Origin of the sequence: Luteimicrobium album, from assembly GCF_030161555.1 — a bacterium.
GTDB classification, from domain to species: domain Bacteria; phylum Actinomycetota; class Actinomycetes; order Actinomycetales; family Cellulomonadaceae; genus Luteimicrobium; species Luteimicrobium album.
In genome coordinates this window covers 1,808,521-1,822,911 of the sequence record NZ_BSUK01000001.1, presented here as the reverse complement: position 1 = coordinate 1,822,911, position 14,391 = coordinate 1,808,521, and the positions used below count along the sequence as shown (strand labels likewise).

13 protein-coding genes and 1 pseudogene are annotated in these 14,391 nt (G+C 71.8%); 6 read left to right on the top strand and 8 right to left on the bottom strand.

From position 1 onward, the window contains the following. Positions 1-31: 31 nt before the first annotated feature. The 5 genes and pseudogenes from QQK45_RS09465 to QQK45_RS09450 form a co-directional block, all read right to left on the bottom strand. Positions 32-1,389: pseudogene (locus tag QQK45_RS09465) on the bottom strand (ATP-binding cassette domain-containing protein); the annotation flags it as partial. Further along, a complete protein-coding gene (locus QQK45_RS22110; protein WP_348525189.1) occupies positions 1,386-1,682 on the bottom strand; it encodes an ATP-binding cassette domain-containing protein in 297 nt (98 codons plus the stop codon). The gene QQK45_RS22110 and the pseudogene QQK45_RS09465, both read right to left, overlap by 4 nt. Before the next feature lie 28 nt (positions 1,683-1,710). Next, complete coding sequence (locus tag QQK45_RS09460; RefSeq protein ID WP_284293054.1) at positions 1,711-3,093, bottom strand: ABC transporter substrate-binding protein; 1,383 nt, start codon at positions 3,091-3,093, stop codon at positions 1,711-1,713. Positions 3,094-3,441: 348 nt separating this feature from the next. Then, positions 3,442-4,317, bottom strand: coding sequence for an ABC transporter permease (locus QQK45_RS09455; protein WP_284293053.1), 876 nt, complete (start codon positions 4,315-4,317; stop codon positions 3,442-3,444). Continuing rightward, positions 4,310-5,263 carry an ABC transporter permease gene (locus QQK45_RS09450; protein WP_284293052.1) on the bottom strand — a complete coding sequence of 318 codons (954 nt, stop codon included), beginning with the start codon at positions 5,261-5,263 and terminating at the stop codon, positions 4,310-4,312. The genes QQK45_RS09455 and QQK45_RS09450 overlap by 8 nt, the downstream gene beginning before the upstream one ends. Positions 5,264-5,566: 303 nt before the next feature. On the opposite strand from QQK45_RS09450, the gene QQK45_RS09445 reads away from it, so the two are divergent. Genes QQK45_RS09445 through QQK45_RS09435 form a run of 3 tightly spaced genes read left to right on the top strand, consistent with a single transcriptional unit; the run spans position 5,567 to position 8,599 of the window. Further along, positions 5,567-6,706, top strand: coding sequence for a four-carbon acid sugar kinase family protein (locus QQK45_RS09445; protein ID WP_284293051.1), 1,140 nt, complete (start codon positions 5,567-5,569; stop codon positions 6,704-6,706). Positions 6,707-6,738: 32 nt separating this feature from the next. After that, positions 6,739-7,749: a 4-hydroxythreonine-4-phosphate dehydrogenase PdxA gene (gene pdxA / locus QQK45_RS09440; RefSeq protein WP_284293050.1), complete on the top strand. Its 1,011-nt coding sequence runs from the start codon at positions 6,739-6,741 to the stop codon at positions 7,747-7,749. Further along, positions 7,694-8,599 (top strand): DeoR/GlpR family DNA-binding transcription regulator, encoded by a 906-nt coding sequence (locus QQK45_RS09435; protein WP_348525348.1) that lies wholly within the window; start codon positions 7,694-7,696, stop codon positions 8,597-8,599. The genes pdxA and QQK45_RS09435 overlap by 56 nt, the downstream gene beginning before the upstream one ends. 9 nt (positions 8,600-8,608) lie before the next feature. Here QQK45_RS09435 and QQK45_RS09430 read toward each other — a convergent pair whose 3' ends face one another. Together QQK45_RS09430 and QQK45_RS09425 are read right to left on the bottom strand one after the other, a co-directional pair. Then, complete coding sequence (locus QQK45_RS09430) at positions 8,609-9,052, bottom strand: hypothetical protein (protein WP_284293049.1); 444 nt, start codon at positions 9,050-9,052, stop codon at positions 8,609-8,611. Between the two features lie 29 nt (positions 9,053-9,081). Continuing rightward, positions 9,082-9,585, bottom strand: coding sequence for an HdeD family acid-resistance protein (locus QQK45_RS09425; protein WP_284293048.1), 504 nt, complete (start codon positions 9,583-9,585; stop codon positions 9,082-9,084). 319 nt (positions 9,586-9,904) lie between these two features. Here QQK45_RS09425 and QQK45_RS09420 point away from each other — a divergent pair, with 319 nt between their 5' ends. Genes QQK45_RS09420 through QQK45_RS09410 form a run of 3 tightly spaced genes read left to right on the top strand, consistent with a single transcriptional unit; the run spans position 9,905 to position 12,968 of the window. After that, positions 9,905-10,240, top strand: a complete 336-nt coding sequence (locus tag QQK45_RS09420) for a metal-sensitive transcriptional regulator (protein WP_284293047.1) — start codon at positions 9,905-9,907, stop codon at positions 10,238-10,240. A gap of 23 nt (positions 10,241-10,263) precedes the next feature. Next, on the top strand, positions 10,264-10,497 hold the full coding sequence (locus tag QQK45_RS09415) for a heavy-metal-associated domain-containing protein (RefSeq protein ID WP_284293046.1): 234 nt from the start codon (positions 10,264-10,266) through the stop codon (positions 10,495-10,497). 29 nt (positions 10,498-10,526) lie between these two features. Beyond that, positions 10,527-12,968, top strand: coding sequence for a heavy metal translocating P-type ATPase (locus tag QQK45_RS09410; protein WP_284293045.1), 2,442 nt, complete (start codon positions 10,527-10,529; stop codon positions 12,966-12,968). 118 nt (positions 12,969-13,086) lie between these two features. On the opposite strand, the gene QQK45_RS09405 is transcribed toward QQK45_RS09410, so the two are convergent. Beyond that, a complete protein-coding gene (locus QQK45_RS09405; protein ID WP_284293044.1) occupies positions 13,087-14,106 on the bottom strand; it encodes a hypothetical protein in 1,020 nt (339 codons plus the stop codon). Positions 14,107-14,391: the final 285 nt, after the last annotated feature.

Here is a 14,391-nt window from a genome sequence, read left to right as displayed (position 1 = left end):
CCGGGTCCGCTACCGGCGCGGCCTCGATGAGCTCCTGGGTGTAGCTGGTCTTCGGCGCGCGTAGGACCTCGTCGGTCGGCCCGTACTCCACGAGCTCACCCCGCCGCAGGACGGCGACGTTGTCCGCGAGCGACTCGACCACCGCGAGGTCGTGGGTGACGAAGAGGCAGGCGAACCCGTGCTCGCGACGCAGCTCCTGGAAGAGTTCGAGGATCGAGCGCTGCACCGAGACGTCGAGCGCGGACGTGGGCTCGTCGGCGACGAGGAGCCGCGGCTCGAGCGCGAGCGCCCGGGCGATGCTGACCCGCTGCCGCTGGCCCCCGACAGCTCCCGCGGGTACCGCCCGGCGTAGGCCGAGCCGAGCCGGACGTCGTCGAGCAGGGACTCGACCCTGCGGTTCGCCTCCTTCGACGACATCTGGCCGCGCATGCGCACGGCCTCGAGCAGGCTGTCCCGCACGGTGCGACGCGGGTTCAGAGACGCCGCCGGGTCCTGGAACACGATGGAGTACTGGTGGCGGATCTCTCGCAGCCGGCGCCCTCCCATCGAGGTCACGTCGACCCCGCCGATCAGGACCCGGCCGGAGGAGGCCCGGTTGAGCCCGACGACGGTCTTGGCGAGGGTCGACTTGCCCGAGCCGGACTCGCCGACCAGGCCGAGCAGCTCACCGGGCTCGAGGCTCAGGCTGACGTGGTCGACCGCTGCGAACGCCGGGCTGAGCATCCGGCGCCGGTAGACGACGCTCACGTCGTCGAGCTTGAGCGCAGGGACGCCCTGGTCCTGGCGTGACGGGGCACCCGCTCCCCGACCGGGACGCTGCACGACGCGGGCGCCGCCACGCGTACCCGCTTCGGCGGGTGCCGAGGCGTCGTCCTGTGACGAGCCGAGCCTCGGCACCGCCGCGAGCAGGACCTTCGTGTACGGATCGCGCGGTGCGGCGAAGAGTTCGCGCGCCGGGGCGGTCTCGACGAGCAAGCCGTCCTTCATGACGGCGACCGTGTCGGCGAGGTCCGCGACGACGCCCATGTCGTGGGTGATGAGGAGCGCCCCCATGTCGAGCTCGGCGCACAGGTCGCGGACGAGGTCGAGGATCTCGGCCTGCACGGTGACGTCGAGCGCGGTGGTCGGCTCGTCGGCGATCAGGAGCGCCGGGTCGCACGCGATGGCGGACGCGATCACGGCGCGCTGGCGCATGCCGCCGGAGAACTCGTGCGGGTACTGGTCGACCCGCCTGGCGGCCTCCGGCACGCCCACGAGGTCGAGCAGCTCGATCGCTCGCCTGCGTGCCGCCGCCCTCGACATGCCCCGATGGACGACCAGAGGCTCGGCGATCTGCTTGCCGACGCTCACCACGGGATTCAGGTAGACGCTGGGGTCCTGGAAGATCATGCCGATCCGGTTGCCCCGGATACCGCTGAGCTCACGTTCGTCGAGGGCCACGAGGTTGTGTCCTCGAACGTCGCCGAGCCTTCGACCCGTGCGTTGGCGGGGAGCAGACCGGTGAGCGAGAACGCGGTCGCGCTCTTGCCGCAGCCCGACTCCCCGACGAGGGCGAGCACCGAGCCCCGCTCGACCGACAGGTCGATCCCGCGCACGGCGTGGACGTCCTCGCCGCCGGGCTGGCGGGAGGCGTAGGTCACGCGCAGGTCGTCCACGCGCAACAGGGACTCGGTGCTTGCCATCGTCTGTCTCACTGCTCCGGTCGGTCGGTCACTTGCCGGTCTTGTAAGCGTGGTCGAAGTCGAGGAAGCCCCAGTACTCCTGGGTGCCCTGGACGACGGTCCGTTGCAACGTCAGGGACTTCTGGCGCACGATCACACCGTAGGTCGCGTCGTCCATGAGCTGCGTGAGCATCTCCTTGTAGAGGGTCGCCTGCTTGGCCGCGTCGACGGTCTTCGCCGCCTCGTCCATCGGCTTGGTGACGGCCGGGTTGTCGTAGTCGACCCAGTTCTGGGCGCCACCCGGGCCCCAGTACACGGAAGCGAAGTCCGGGGTGAGCGGCGTGCCCCAGCCCCATGTCGCCATGTCGAAGTCGCCGGAGACGAGCCGCTGCTCGAACACGGTCTCCTCGAGCGGGACGGTCTTGAGCTCGATGCCGATCTTCGCGAACTGCTGCTTCCACAGCTGGGCGATCGTGGCGTCGGGCTCACGTGACTGGTAGATCAGCGTGGCGTTGACGGGCGTCTTGATCCCGGCCTTCGCCATGAGCGACTTCGCCTTGTCGACGTCGAAGTCGTAGGTGTGGTCGAGCGAGTCGTCCCAGCCGGGCATCGAGTCGTTCCACAACGGGACCTGGGCGGGCTCGGAGTAGTCGGGGTTGACGACCTTGGAGATGGTGGCCCGGTCCATGGCGGTCTGCGCTGCCTGGCGGACGAGCTTGTCGTTGAAGGGCGCCTTCTTGTAGTTGAAGCCGAAGGTCCCGGGGTAGCCGTTCTGCGAGGTGAGCTTCAGGACCTCGATGGACGAGGTCGAGGCGACGCTCTTGAGCATCGAGCTGTCGGGGTCACCGACGACGTCGATCGTCCCGGCCTTCAGGCCCGAGACTGCGGCTCCCGTGTCGCGCAGCATCTGGTAGTCGATGCCGTCGAGGTACGGCAGCGGCTTCCCGTCGGTCCCCTTGTCCCAGTAGCCCTTGTACGCGACGACCTGGGTGTCCTGGTCCTGGGTGAACGACTTGAGCTGGAAGGGGCCGGTTCCGGCCTCGTGCATCGCGAACCAGTCGGCGCCGTTCTTCGTGTACGCGTCCTCGGACACGATGCCGGTTCCCACTCCTGCCGAGTCCGAGAGTCGGATGAAGATCGACGGGCTGGGCCCGGTCAGGGTGAGCTGGACCTTCGTGTCGTCGAGCACCTTGACGGACTTGATGTCGGTCAAGGTCGCCTTCTGGTTGGAGTCCTTGTCCTTGACCATGCGCTCGATGTTCCACGCCACGACCTCGGGCGTGAGCTTGGAGCCGTCGTGGAAGGTCACGCCCTGGCGGATCGTGATCGTCGGGTGGACCGGGTCCTTCAGGCTCCAGGCCGTCGCGAGCGCCGGCTGGATCTCCGAGGCACCGCCGTCCTTGGGACCGTAGTGGAAGAGGGGCTCATACATCGTCTTGTACGGCCCGACGTTGGTGTTGGTGACGTGCGGGTCGAGTGTCGTCCACTTGTTGTTGGTGTCGCCGACGACGAGCGTGCCGCCGCGGACGACGTCACCGGTCGACGTGCCGACAGCGGCCGCCGTGGGGGATCCTCGGAGCCGCCCTTGGCCGGGGAACAGGCGGCGAGCGCGACGAGAGCCGTCGCCGCCGTGGCCGCCACGGCCGCCCTCTTCAGGCGGCCAGCGTGTGTGCTGAGCATGCGGGTGTCACTTTCTATCCGACGTTGGACGAGATGGTGATGGGGTGATCGGGACCGACCGTGACCGCGGGTCGCGCGGGGATGCGGCGGACCGGGTCGGTCAGGGGTCGACGACGCTCTCGCGCAGGCCCTCGCCGACGAAGTTGATGGCGAGGACGGAGAGGAAGATCGCGGCGCCGGCCGACATGGAGATCCAGGGCGCGTCGGCGAGCGAGTTGTACCCGTCCCGCATGAGGGCGCCCCAGCTGGGGGTCGGGGGTTGGATGCCGAGCCCGAGGAAGCTCAGCGCAGCCTCGGTGAGGATCGCGGAGGACATGAGGATGATGCCCTGGATGATCGCGGGGCCGACGACGTTCGGGAAGATGTGCCGGACCACGAGGACCGTGTCCCGTAGGCCGAGGACGCGGGCCGCCGAGACGTAGTCGAGTTCGCGCACGACGAGGACCTGGCCGCGAACCACGCGGGCGACCGTGGGCACCGCGACGATGCCGACGCCGAACGCGACGGTGGTGATGCTGGGGCCGAGCGCTGCGGTGAGGGCGAACGAGAGGATCAGTCCGGGAAACGCCTGGCCGGCATCCATGACGCGCATGAGCGCCTCGTCGGCCCACCGGCCGAGGTAGCCGGCGGCGAGCCCGATGACCAGCCCGCCCACGAAGGCGACGAGCACGGCGCCCGCCCCGACGAGCAGCGAGGCCCGTGAACCGAAGACGACGCGAGAGAAGATGTCGCGACCGATGCTGTCGGTGCCGAACCAGTGGCTCGACGAGGGCGGCGCGAGCAGCGCGTCGTAGTCCTGGGCGTTCGGGTCGTGGGGAGCGACGAGGGGTGCGAACACGGCGACGACGACGAGGACGGCCAGCACGATCAGCGAGGGCAGCGCCAGGCGTGAGCGCCGGAACCGGCGCCACAGCCGGTGACGGTCGACGTCGTCGACGAGGGCGGCGGCGGCGACGGGTGCAGCGATCTCACTCATAACGGATCCTCGGGTCGACGACGGCGTAGACGATGTCGGTGATCAGGTTGATGACGAGGACGAGCGAGCTCAGGACGACGAGGAGCCCGAGGATCACCGGGTAGTCGCGTCCGGAGATCGAGTCCACGAGGAGAAGGCCGACGCCGGGCACCGTGAAGATCGTCTCGGCGAGGATTGCGCCGCCGACGACGCCGCCGACCTGGAGCCCGGCTGCGCTGATGACCGGCACCGAGGCGTTCTTGAGGACGTGGTGCAGCACGACGCGGCGTCGATTCGCGCCCCGGGCGCGGGCCGCGACGGTGTACTCCTGGCCGAGGGCGTCGAGGACGGCTCCGCGGATCTGTCGGGCGAGGATCGCGGCGGGTGCGACGGCGACCGTGATCACGGGGAGCACGAGCAGCTGCAGGTGCTTGACGGGGTCGTCGGCGAACGCGACGTAGCCGGACGGCGGGAGGAGCCCCCAGGTCAGCGAGACGACGAAGACGAGGAGCGCGCCGAGCCAGAAGGGCGGGATCGCGATGCCACCGAAGCTGACGACGGTGAGCAGCACGTCGGTGGTCTTGTTGGCGCGCAGCGCCATGACGACTCCCAGGATCCCGCCGATGACGAGCGCGAGGAGGATCGCGAGCAGCCCGACCTCGAGGGTGATGGGGAGGCGGGAGAACACCGCGTGGGAGACGGGGGTGTTGAGGCGGAAGGACGTGCCGAGGTCTCCGTGCAGGAGGCCACCGAGCCAGGAGAGGTAGCGCTGGAGCGGCGGCTTGTCGAGCCCCAGCTCGGCGCGCGCCTGGGCGAGCGCGGCGTCGCTGACGCCGTTTTGCTGGATGCCGGAGTTCGCGAGCGCCGCGTCGCCGGGCATGACCGTCACGAGCATGAACGACAGCGCCGTGACGATGATGACGACCGGTATGAGCGCGACGATGCGCCGGCCGATGAACCGCAGCATGTGCCTCCTCCTCATTGAGCGAGCCGCCGAGCGAGCCGCCGTGGGTGATCCGACGAAACCTTGTCACGATTGCGCGCAACGCGCAAGCGGTCTAGCGTGACGTGCGCAATCATTTCGATTTGACCCGAGAACGTGCCACACTATGCGCATCACACGCATTCGTCGTCGACTGTGAGGAGGAGGGGCCGTGAGACCGGTCTTTGCCGTCGCGGACGACCTCACCGGCGCCGTCGAGTGCGCCTGGTCGCTCGGGGAGTCGCCCAAAGGGTCGCTCGCAGATGCGCCGACACGAGCCACCCCCTGGTGCTCCTCGGCACTCCCGGAAGGCACCACGCCCCGTCCTCCGTCGTCGTCGACGCGAACACCCGGTCCACCGACGAGGACGAGACCGCGCGGATCGTGCTCGAGCTCCTGCGCGGCGCAGGCGATCGTCGACGCTTCGTCAAGATCGACTCTGCGTTGCGCGGGAACGTCCGCGGCACCCTCGCCGCGGTCGCGCAGCTCGGTCCCGTCGTCGTCACCCCCGCCCTCCCCGTCCTCGGGCGCACCACGCGAGACGGCGTGGTGCTCGCCGGCGGGCACCCGGTCTCGGCGGGGCTCGTCACTGCGACAGGTGAACGCCCAGGTCTCACCAGCCTGCTGGAAGCCGTCCCCGCCACAGCCGAGCACGCCCACGTGGACGTGGCCTGTCTCCGCTCGCCGACCGGCCGGCACACGCTCGCTCGAGCGACCGCGCGCGGGGCCGTCGTCACGGTCGACGCCGAGACCGACGACGACCTCGATCTCCTGGTCGAGCTCGTCGGGGACCGCGCAGACGTCACCCTCGTCGGGTCGGCGGCGCTCTCCGCCGCCATCGCACGCTCCTCACAGGCCACCGCGGCACAGGCCGCCGCGGACGCGCCTCTGAGAACACCGAGAACACCGACAACACCGGACACACCGGGCAATGCCACCGCCGGTGAGATGGACCCGGGCGAGTCCCACCGCCCGGTGCTCTACGTCGTGGGTTCACGCGCACCGGTAGCCCGACGGCAGGTCGCCTCTCTGCCGCCCACCGTGCGCACCGTGGTCCCCGACCTCGCCGACGCCGGCTCCACAGCCGGCCGGATCCGCACCGAGCTCCGGTCCGGCCGGTCCGTCGCCCTGATCTCGCCCGACGACGAAGCAGACGCCGAGACGGTCCGTCACGCCTTGTCCGACGCCACGGCGCACGCCGTCACAGACACCCCCGGCACGACGCTCGTCCTCGTCGGCGGTCAGACCGCCCGGGAAGCGTGCGAACAACTCGGCGTCCACACCCTTCAGCCCGTGCTGACCGTCGGCTACGGGACCGTGCTCTGTCGCGCCGACGACGGCCGGCAGATGGTGCTCCGCCCCGGCAGCTTCGGCGACGACGACGACCTCGCCGCGCTCCACCGGCACCTCACGAACTCGAACCACTGAACGAACTCGAACCACAGGGAGAACACGACATCATGACCCACCTGCCGTACGTCGCCGTCACGATGGGCGATGCCGCCGGGATCGGCCCGGAGGTTATCATTCCTGCCGTGCTCGATCGCGAGGTTCGGGAGCGGTGCCGCCCCGTCGTGATCGGCGACGCCCGCCGTCTCCAGGACGCCGCACGGATCGTCGGGCTCTCCCCCACTATCGAGATCATCGAGAAGCCAGCGGACGCGAGCGGGGACGACAACACCCTCTCCGTGATCGACCTGGACAACGTCGACCCCTTCCTCCCGTGGGGCGAGCTCTCGGCGGCCGCCGGTGAAGCCGCCTACCAGTACGTCGCCCGCGCCGCCGAGTACGCGGTCGCGCACGAGGTCCAGGCGATCTGCACCGCACCGCTGAACAAGGCCGCTCTGCACGCCGCCGGGCACCCCTACCCGGGACACACCGAGATGCTCGCGGCGCTCACGAACACCGATGAGGTGTCGATGATGCTCAGCACCCCGGCCCTGAAGGTGATCCACGTGACGACCCACGTCGGGCTCATCGACGCCGTGGGCCTCGTCGAGCCCGGCCTCGTCCACAGGACCATCGTCCGCGGGCACGAGGCGCTGGTCCGCGCAGGCGTCGAGCACCCGCGCATCGGGGTGTGCGGGATCAACCCGCACGCCGGTGAGAACGGCCTGTTCGGCCACGGCGAGGAGGCCGAGAAGATCGCGCCGGGTGTCGAACGCGCCGTCGCCGACGGCGTCGACGTGGAGGGGCCGCTCGCCGCCGACACGCTCTTCTACCGCGCTGTGCGGGGCGACTTCGACCTCGTCGTCGCGATGTACCACGATCAGGGACACGGCCCCGTGAAGGTCCTGGGGATCGAGTCCGGGGTGAACATCACGGTCGGTCTTCCGGTGATCCGGACCTCCGTCGACCACGGCACGGCGTTCGACATCGCCGGGACCGGCCGTGCCGACAGCGCGAGCATGAGAACTGCGCTGCTCCAGGCCGCCGAGATGGCCGACCGCTCGACTGTCGGCGCGCGGTAGAACCAGGCGTCGGAGCAGGGGAGAACCAGGTGGCACGCAGACGGACGGACCTGCCGCGAGAGGAACGTCTCGCGATCATCCTCGAGCGCGCGAGAGAGGGGCGGACACGTCGGTCACGGGACTGTCCCAGGAGTTCGACGTCACGGCGTCGACGATCCGCCGCGACCTCGCGCAGCTGAACCAGGAGGGCCTCCTGGTTCGCGTGCTCGGCGGCGCACTGGCACCGATCGAACGTGAACCGAGCCTCAACGAGAGGCTGGGCGCTGCCTACGCCGAGAAGCGCGCGATCGCGCGATGCGCTGTCGCGAGCCTCGAGGAGAACGACGTTCTCTACCTGGACGCCGGGTCGACGGTCGCGGCTGCGGCCGAGGAGCTGCGATCGGCACGCCGCCCCGCAGGCCTCACGGTGGTGACGACGAGCGTGGCCGTGCTCGAGATCCTCGGCGGTGTCGACCAGGTGACGCTCTACTGCACGGGAGGGCTCTTCCGTTCGACGAGCGGCGCCCTCCTCGGCGCGCAGGCCGAGGCCATGGTTCGGTCGTTCCACTTCGACCGGGCGTTCTTCGGAGCCGATGGCGTCGACCCGAAGCTCGGCCTGTGCGAAGCCGAGCTCAGCCAGACCGCGCTCAAGGAGCTCGTCGCGTCGAGGTCCACCCACGTGACGGTGCTCGCCCACTCGGCGAAGCTGCTCACGCGGCCCTTCCCCTACTGGGCCACGCTGCCTACGCCCTGGCAGGTCGTCACCGAGGCCGCGTCGCCCGAGGTCACCGCGCGGTTCCACGAAGCCGGCGTAGGCCTGGTGGAGGCCGTCCAGCGGGTGGCACCGTCCGCCGGCGGCTCCGCCGCCTGACCCGGCCGGCTACCTCCGCCGCACCCGGTCGATCGCCCGTCCGACGGCCCCCGCGACCGGACCGAGCGTGAGCCCGATCCCCACCGCGCCGAGCGCAGCCACGGCGAACGACGGTGCGTCGGCCGGCGGCGCCGTCGTGCCCGGCAGAACCGTCGCGCCCGCGAGGCACAGCGGCCCGACGACGAGCGAGAACTGCCAGGGCAGCCGGGTCTGGAACGCGTCGGCCCAGGCCAGGAGCGCCAGGAACCAGAGCCCGAACACGACCGCGGCGTACCAGGCCGTCCAGGCATGCGTCGCGGTGAGCGCGGCGCCCAGACCCAGGAGCCCCGCACCCGACGCGCTCAGGGCAGTCCACCCCAGCGGCGGGGACTCACGGGTCGGTGACCAGGTGGCGGGTCGCCGACCCGAGCGGTGCCGTGGTGGGCGCGTGTCGTGTCCGACGGTCTGTGCCATAGGTCATCCCCTGCGTGGCGCGACCCGATTCAGACCGTCAGGTCCGCTCTCCCGAGCCGCCGCACCTGGAAGCCGATCACGATGAGCAGGATCCCGGCGACGAACGCCCAGATGCCGACGACCCATACGAGCGCGGCGATGCTGCTCTTGGGCCAGACCAGGAGCATGATCCCGAGGACGACGGTCAGCGCCGCCGTCAGCGCGCCCCAGCCCCAACCGCTGCCGACGGTCTTACGCAGGTCGATGCTGGCGGCGAGGCCGACGAGACCGACGAGGATCGCCCAGATGCCGACGATGACCGCGAACACGGTGACGGTCGGTCCGGGCCAGGCGAGCGCCACGATGCCGAACGCGACCGACAGCACACCGAACGTGAGGCCCAGCGCGGTCCCGCCCGAGGCGCGGTAGCGGATCGCGTCGAAGATCTCGAGGAGCCCGTCGACGATCGCGAAGATCGCGATCGTCCACAGGATCGCGAGCGCGGTCACGCCGGGCCAGATCACGGCGACGAGGCCGAAGGCGATCGTGAGCACGCCGCGGAGCACCGGCAGCCACCAATACTGCCGGGCGACTCCTTGGACGGCGCTGGTGAGCGGGTCGGGGGGACGGGGACGTCGGTCATGGCAGCTCCCTGGCGGTCGGCCGGTGCTCCGAGTCTGCGTCGATGCAGGTCCGGAACGGTGGACGGTGGTGCGGCTCTTCGGGTCCATCGTCGTCCTCGGACCACCGACCCGCGCGGCGAAAGCGAAACCGGGAGCGCGACTCACTCTTGACGGAATACCTGGGAGGGGTATGGTGGTTGCCGAGGGATACCCCCGATGGGTATTCGACGGCGCTCGCGAAGGAGTCCCCATGAGCACCACGCCCCACGTGCACGACCACGGCACCCACGCCGCCACGCCCCTGGCTCGCGGCTACGCGCAGGACAAGGAGGCGTACCTCAAGCGCCTGCGCCGCATCGAAGGCCAGGTCCGCGGCATCGCCCGGATGGTCGACGAGGATGCCTACTGCATCGACGTCCTCACCCAGGTCTCGGCCGTCACCAAGGCGCTCCAGGCCGTGAGCCTCGGGCTCGTCGAGGACCACCTCGGGCACTGCGTCGTCGACGCCGCCCGCGAGTCCGACGAGGCCGGCCAGGCCAAGGTCCGCGAGGCCGCCGACGCGATCGCGCGCCTCGTCCGCAGCTGAACCCCAACCAGAAGAGAACCGTCATGAGCACCGCACCCGCCCAGCTGACCCTCGACGTCACCGGCATGACCTGCGGCCACTGCGCCCACTCCGTCACCACCGAGCTCACCGCGCTCGACGGCGTCACGTCCGTCGACGTCGCCCTCGTCCCCGGCGGCACCACCCCCGTGACAGTCACCACCGACGCCCGGGTGAGCGAGGACGCGCTCCGCGCCGCCGTCGACGAGGCGGGCTACGCCGTCGTCGGCATCCACTGAACCGCACCCTTTCAAGGAGACGACCACCCGTGACGACTCCGACCCACCCCGTTCCTCCGACCCACCCCGCTCCGACACCCCTGGAGATCGACCTCGCCGTCGAGGGCATGACCTGCGCCTCGTGCGTGGCGCGCGTCGAGAAGAAGCTGTCCGCCCTGCCCGGCGTGACCGCCACCGTGAACCTGCCGCTCGAGTCGGCGCACGTCGTCCTCGAGCCGGGGGCCGCGACGTCCGACGACGAGCTGGTCGCCGCCGTCCGCAAGGCCGGGTACGACGCGCGGGTCACCGGTCGGCACGGCGCCACACCGGCCGTCGTCGGGCACGAGGACATGTCGCACGAAGGCATGGGCCACGACATGCCCGGCATGTCCGAGGAGGAGATGGCGCTCTCCGGCCACTCCATGGCCCCGGGCCACGTCATGGTCGAGGGCGAGGACACGTCCGCACCCACGCCCGACCGCGGGCACGACCTGCTGCGGCGCCTGCGCGTCTCGGCAGTCCTCGCGGTGCCCGTCGTGGCGCTGTCGATGATCCCCGCGCTCCAGTTCGACGGGTGGCAGTGGGTCGTCGCGGTGCTCGCGCTGCCCGTCGTGACGTGGGGCGCGTGGCCGTTCCACCGCGCCGCGTGGCGGGCGGGCCGGCACGGCTCGTCGACCATGGACACGCTGGTCGCGCTCGGCGTGATCGCCGCGACCCTGTGGTCCCTGTGGGCGCTGCTGTTCGGCGGCGCGGGCGAGATCGGGATGGAGATGCGCCCGACGCTCGTCCCGTCCGCCGCGCACCCCGGCGCGACGCCCGAGCTGTACTTCGAGGTGGCCGTCGTCGTGACGACGTTCCTCCTCGCGGGGCGCTACGCCGAGTACCGGTCCCGCCGGCGCTCCGGGGACGCGCTGCGCTCGCTGCTCGAGCTGGGCGCGAAGGACGTGACACGGGTCGTCACCGGTCCCGACGGCGGGCGCTCCGAGGAGCGCGTCCCGATCGCCGCGCTCGCCGAGGGCGACCTGTTCCGGGTGCGTCCGGGCGAGAAGGTCGCGACCGACGGCGAGGTCGTCGAGGGCCGCAGCGCCGTCGACACGTCGCTGCTCACCGGCGAGCCCGTCCCCGTCGACGTGGGTCCGGGCGACACCGTGACCGGCGCGACGGTCAACGCGTCCGGCACCCTGCTGGTGCGCGCGACGCGGGTCGGCGACGAGACGACGCTCGCCCAGATCGGGCGCCTCGTCGCGCGGGCGCAGACCGGCAAGGCGCCGGTGCAGCGACTCGCGGACCGCATCTCCGCGGTGTTCGTGCCCGTCGTGCTCGTGATCGCGCTCGGGACGCTCGCCGCGTGGCTGATCGGCGGGTCGAGCGTGCAGATGGCGTTCACCGCGGCCGTCGCGGTGCTGATCATCGCGTGCCCCTGCGCCCTCGGCCTCGCGACCCCGACCGCGCTGCTGGTCGGGACGGGCCGCGGCGCCCAGCTCGGCGCGCTCATCAAGGGCCCGGAGATCCTCGAGTCCACGCGCCGCGTCGACACCGTGGTGCTCGACAAGACCGGCACCGTCACCGAGGGCCGGATGAGCGTGGAGGGCGTCGACGTCCCCGCGGCCGTCGGGACGTCTACCGAGGCGCTGCGGTTCGCCGGGGCGGTCGAGGCGCTCAGCGAGCACCCCGTCGCGCAGGCCGTCGCCGCGTCCGCCCGGGAGGCGGACGGAGCCACCGGGCTCCCCGACGTCACCGGGTTCCGGAACCACGCGGGCGGTGGCGTCGAGGGCACGGTCACCGACGACAACGGCGCCCACCATGTCCTCGTGGGTCGCCCCGCGTGGCTCGCCGAGCAGGGCGCGGCGGTCGGCGACGAGGTGGCGCACGCCGTCACGGTCGCGCAGGAGTCGGGCGCGACGGCCGTCGTCGTCGCGTGGGACGGCAGCGCACGCGGCGTCGTCAGGCTCCGCGACACGGTCAAGGCCACGTCCGCGGACGCCGTCGGGCAGCTCCGGCAGCTCGGGCTGCGGCCCGTCCTCCTGACGGGCGACAACGCGCCGTCCGCCCGTGCGGCCGCGGCCGCGGTCGGGATCGCCGAGGACGACGTGATCGCCGACGTCCGGCCCGAGGACAAGGTCGCGGTCGTCGAGCGGCTGCAGGGCGAGGGCGCGGTGGTCGCGATGGTCGGCGACGGCGTCAACGACGCCGCGGCGCTCGCGCAGGCCGATCTCGGCCTCGCGATGGGCACCGGCACCGACGTCGCGATCGAGGCGAGCGACATCACGCTCGTCCGCGGGGACCTGAGGGTCGCGGCGACCGCGATCCGGTTGTCGCGGCGCACGCTGCGCGTGATCAAGCAGAACCTGTTCTGGGCGTTCGCGTACAACGTGGCGGCGATCCCCCTCGCCGCGGCCGGCCTGCTCAACCCGATGATCGCGGGGGCGGCGATGGCGGCGAGCTCGGTGCTCGTCGTCGGGAACTCGCTGCGCCTGCGCCGCGCGGGCTGAGCACCGGGCGCCCACTCCGACGAGTCCGCCGAGCAAGAAGGTCCGGCGTCGAGCAAGCGGCTGATGGCTGCTTGCTCGACGCCGGACCTTCTTGCTCGGTGGGTGCGGCGCGAACCTGTCAGGAGGTTGCGTCCCCCTGCGCCCCGGCGGCGGACGACGCACCCGCACCCGCGGCCGCGTCGGAGGACGTCGTGGGCTGCGTCGTCGCCGGGCTCGTCGGCTCGGTCGACCCGGAGCCGTCCGACGACCCGTCGGACCCCGTGGAGCCCTGGTCACCGGTCGACGTGCCGTCCTGCGTGCCCGAACCCGTCGACCCGTCCGAGCCCGTCGAGCCACCGGCACCGTCGCTCGAGCCGGAGTCGCCCGTGCCCGTACCGGTGCCCGTCGAGCCGCCCGGCGTCGTCGTGGGCTGCGGGGTCGAGGTCGTGCCGTCCTTCGACCCTCCGCCCGTCGAGCCCGAGCCGGACGAGTCCTCGTCGCTCGGGGTCGTCGTCGTGGTCGGGGTCGGGGCGGGCGCGCTCCCGCCGCCGTCGCCCCGGTGGCGCGTGACGTCGGAGATGCTCGTGCCCGAGCCCTCGGTGCCGTGCAACAGGTTGGACAGCGGCTTGCCGACCACGAGCTCGACGACCGTCACCGCGGCCACGAGCACCGCGAACAGCGAGATCGCCGCCATGACGAGCCGACGGCGCTGGCGCCGCTTCGCCTCGTCGGGAACGGCACCCTCGGGTGCACCGGGGGCGGCGGGAGGCATCACACCCGCACCGGAGGACGAGGGCCGCAGCCCACCGTCGGGCACGCGCGAGGACACGCGGGTCACGGTGGTGGTGCGCGCGGCCTCGGCCGCCGACGCCCCCGCGCCCAGCCGGGCGCCCGTGCGCAGCGCCGTCGCGACCTTCTGGTGCGCGCGCAGCATCGACCGCTGGTAGACGAAGTTCCCGAGCACGGTCAGGACCGACGCGATGCCCGCCCCGACGATGGTCCCCGCGACCCCGAGGTACGACAGGAGGACCGTCGACGAGACGGCCGCGAGCGCCGACGCCGTGATCTGGACGACCGACGGCCGGGGTGCGCGCTCCTCGATGCGCTCCGCGACGTCGTCGGCGGCGTGCGCGTCGGGGACGTGCGTGCGGACCGGCACCGCCGTCGTGGGCAGCGCGGTGCGACCGGCGGACGCCTGCGCCGTCGGGCGGGCGGACCGGGACTGCGGGTGCGCGCCGACCGCCCGCCGGGGCGGGATGGAGGGCGGCAGGGGCCGGGTGGGGGTGACGTCGTCGTCGCGGTCGGGGACAGGGGGAGAGGCTGGGTGCGAGGCGTCACGGGGCGTTTCGGGTCGGTGCGCGGTCAGGTTCGGGGTCCTCGGAGGACGTCCGTTCCACGGTACCCACGGGCCTCGGGTGGTTGCTCGGTGACGTCGCACACGCGG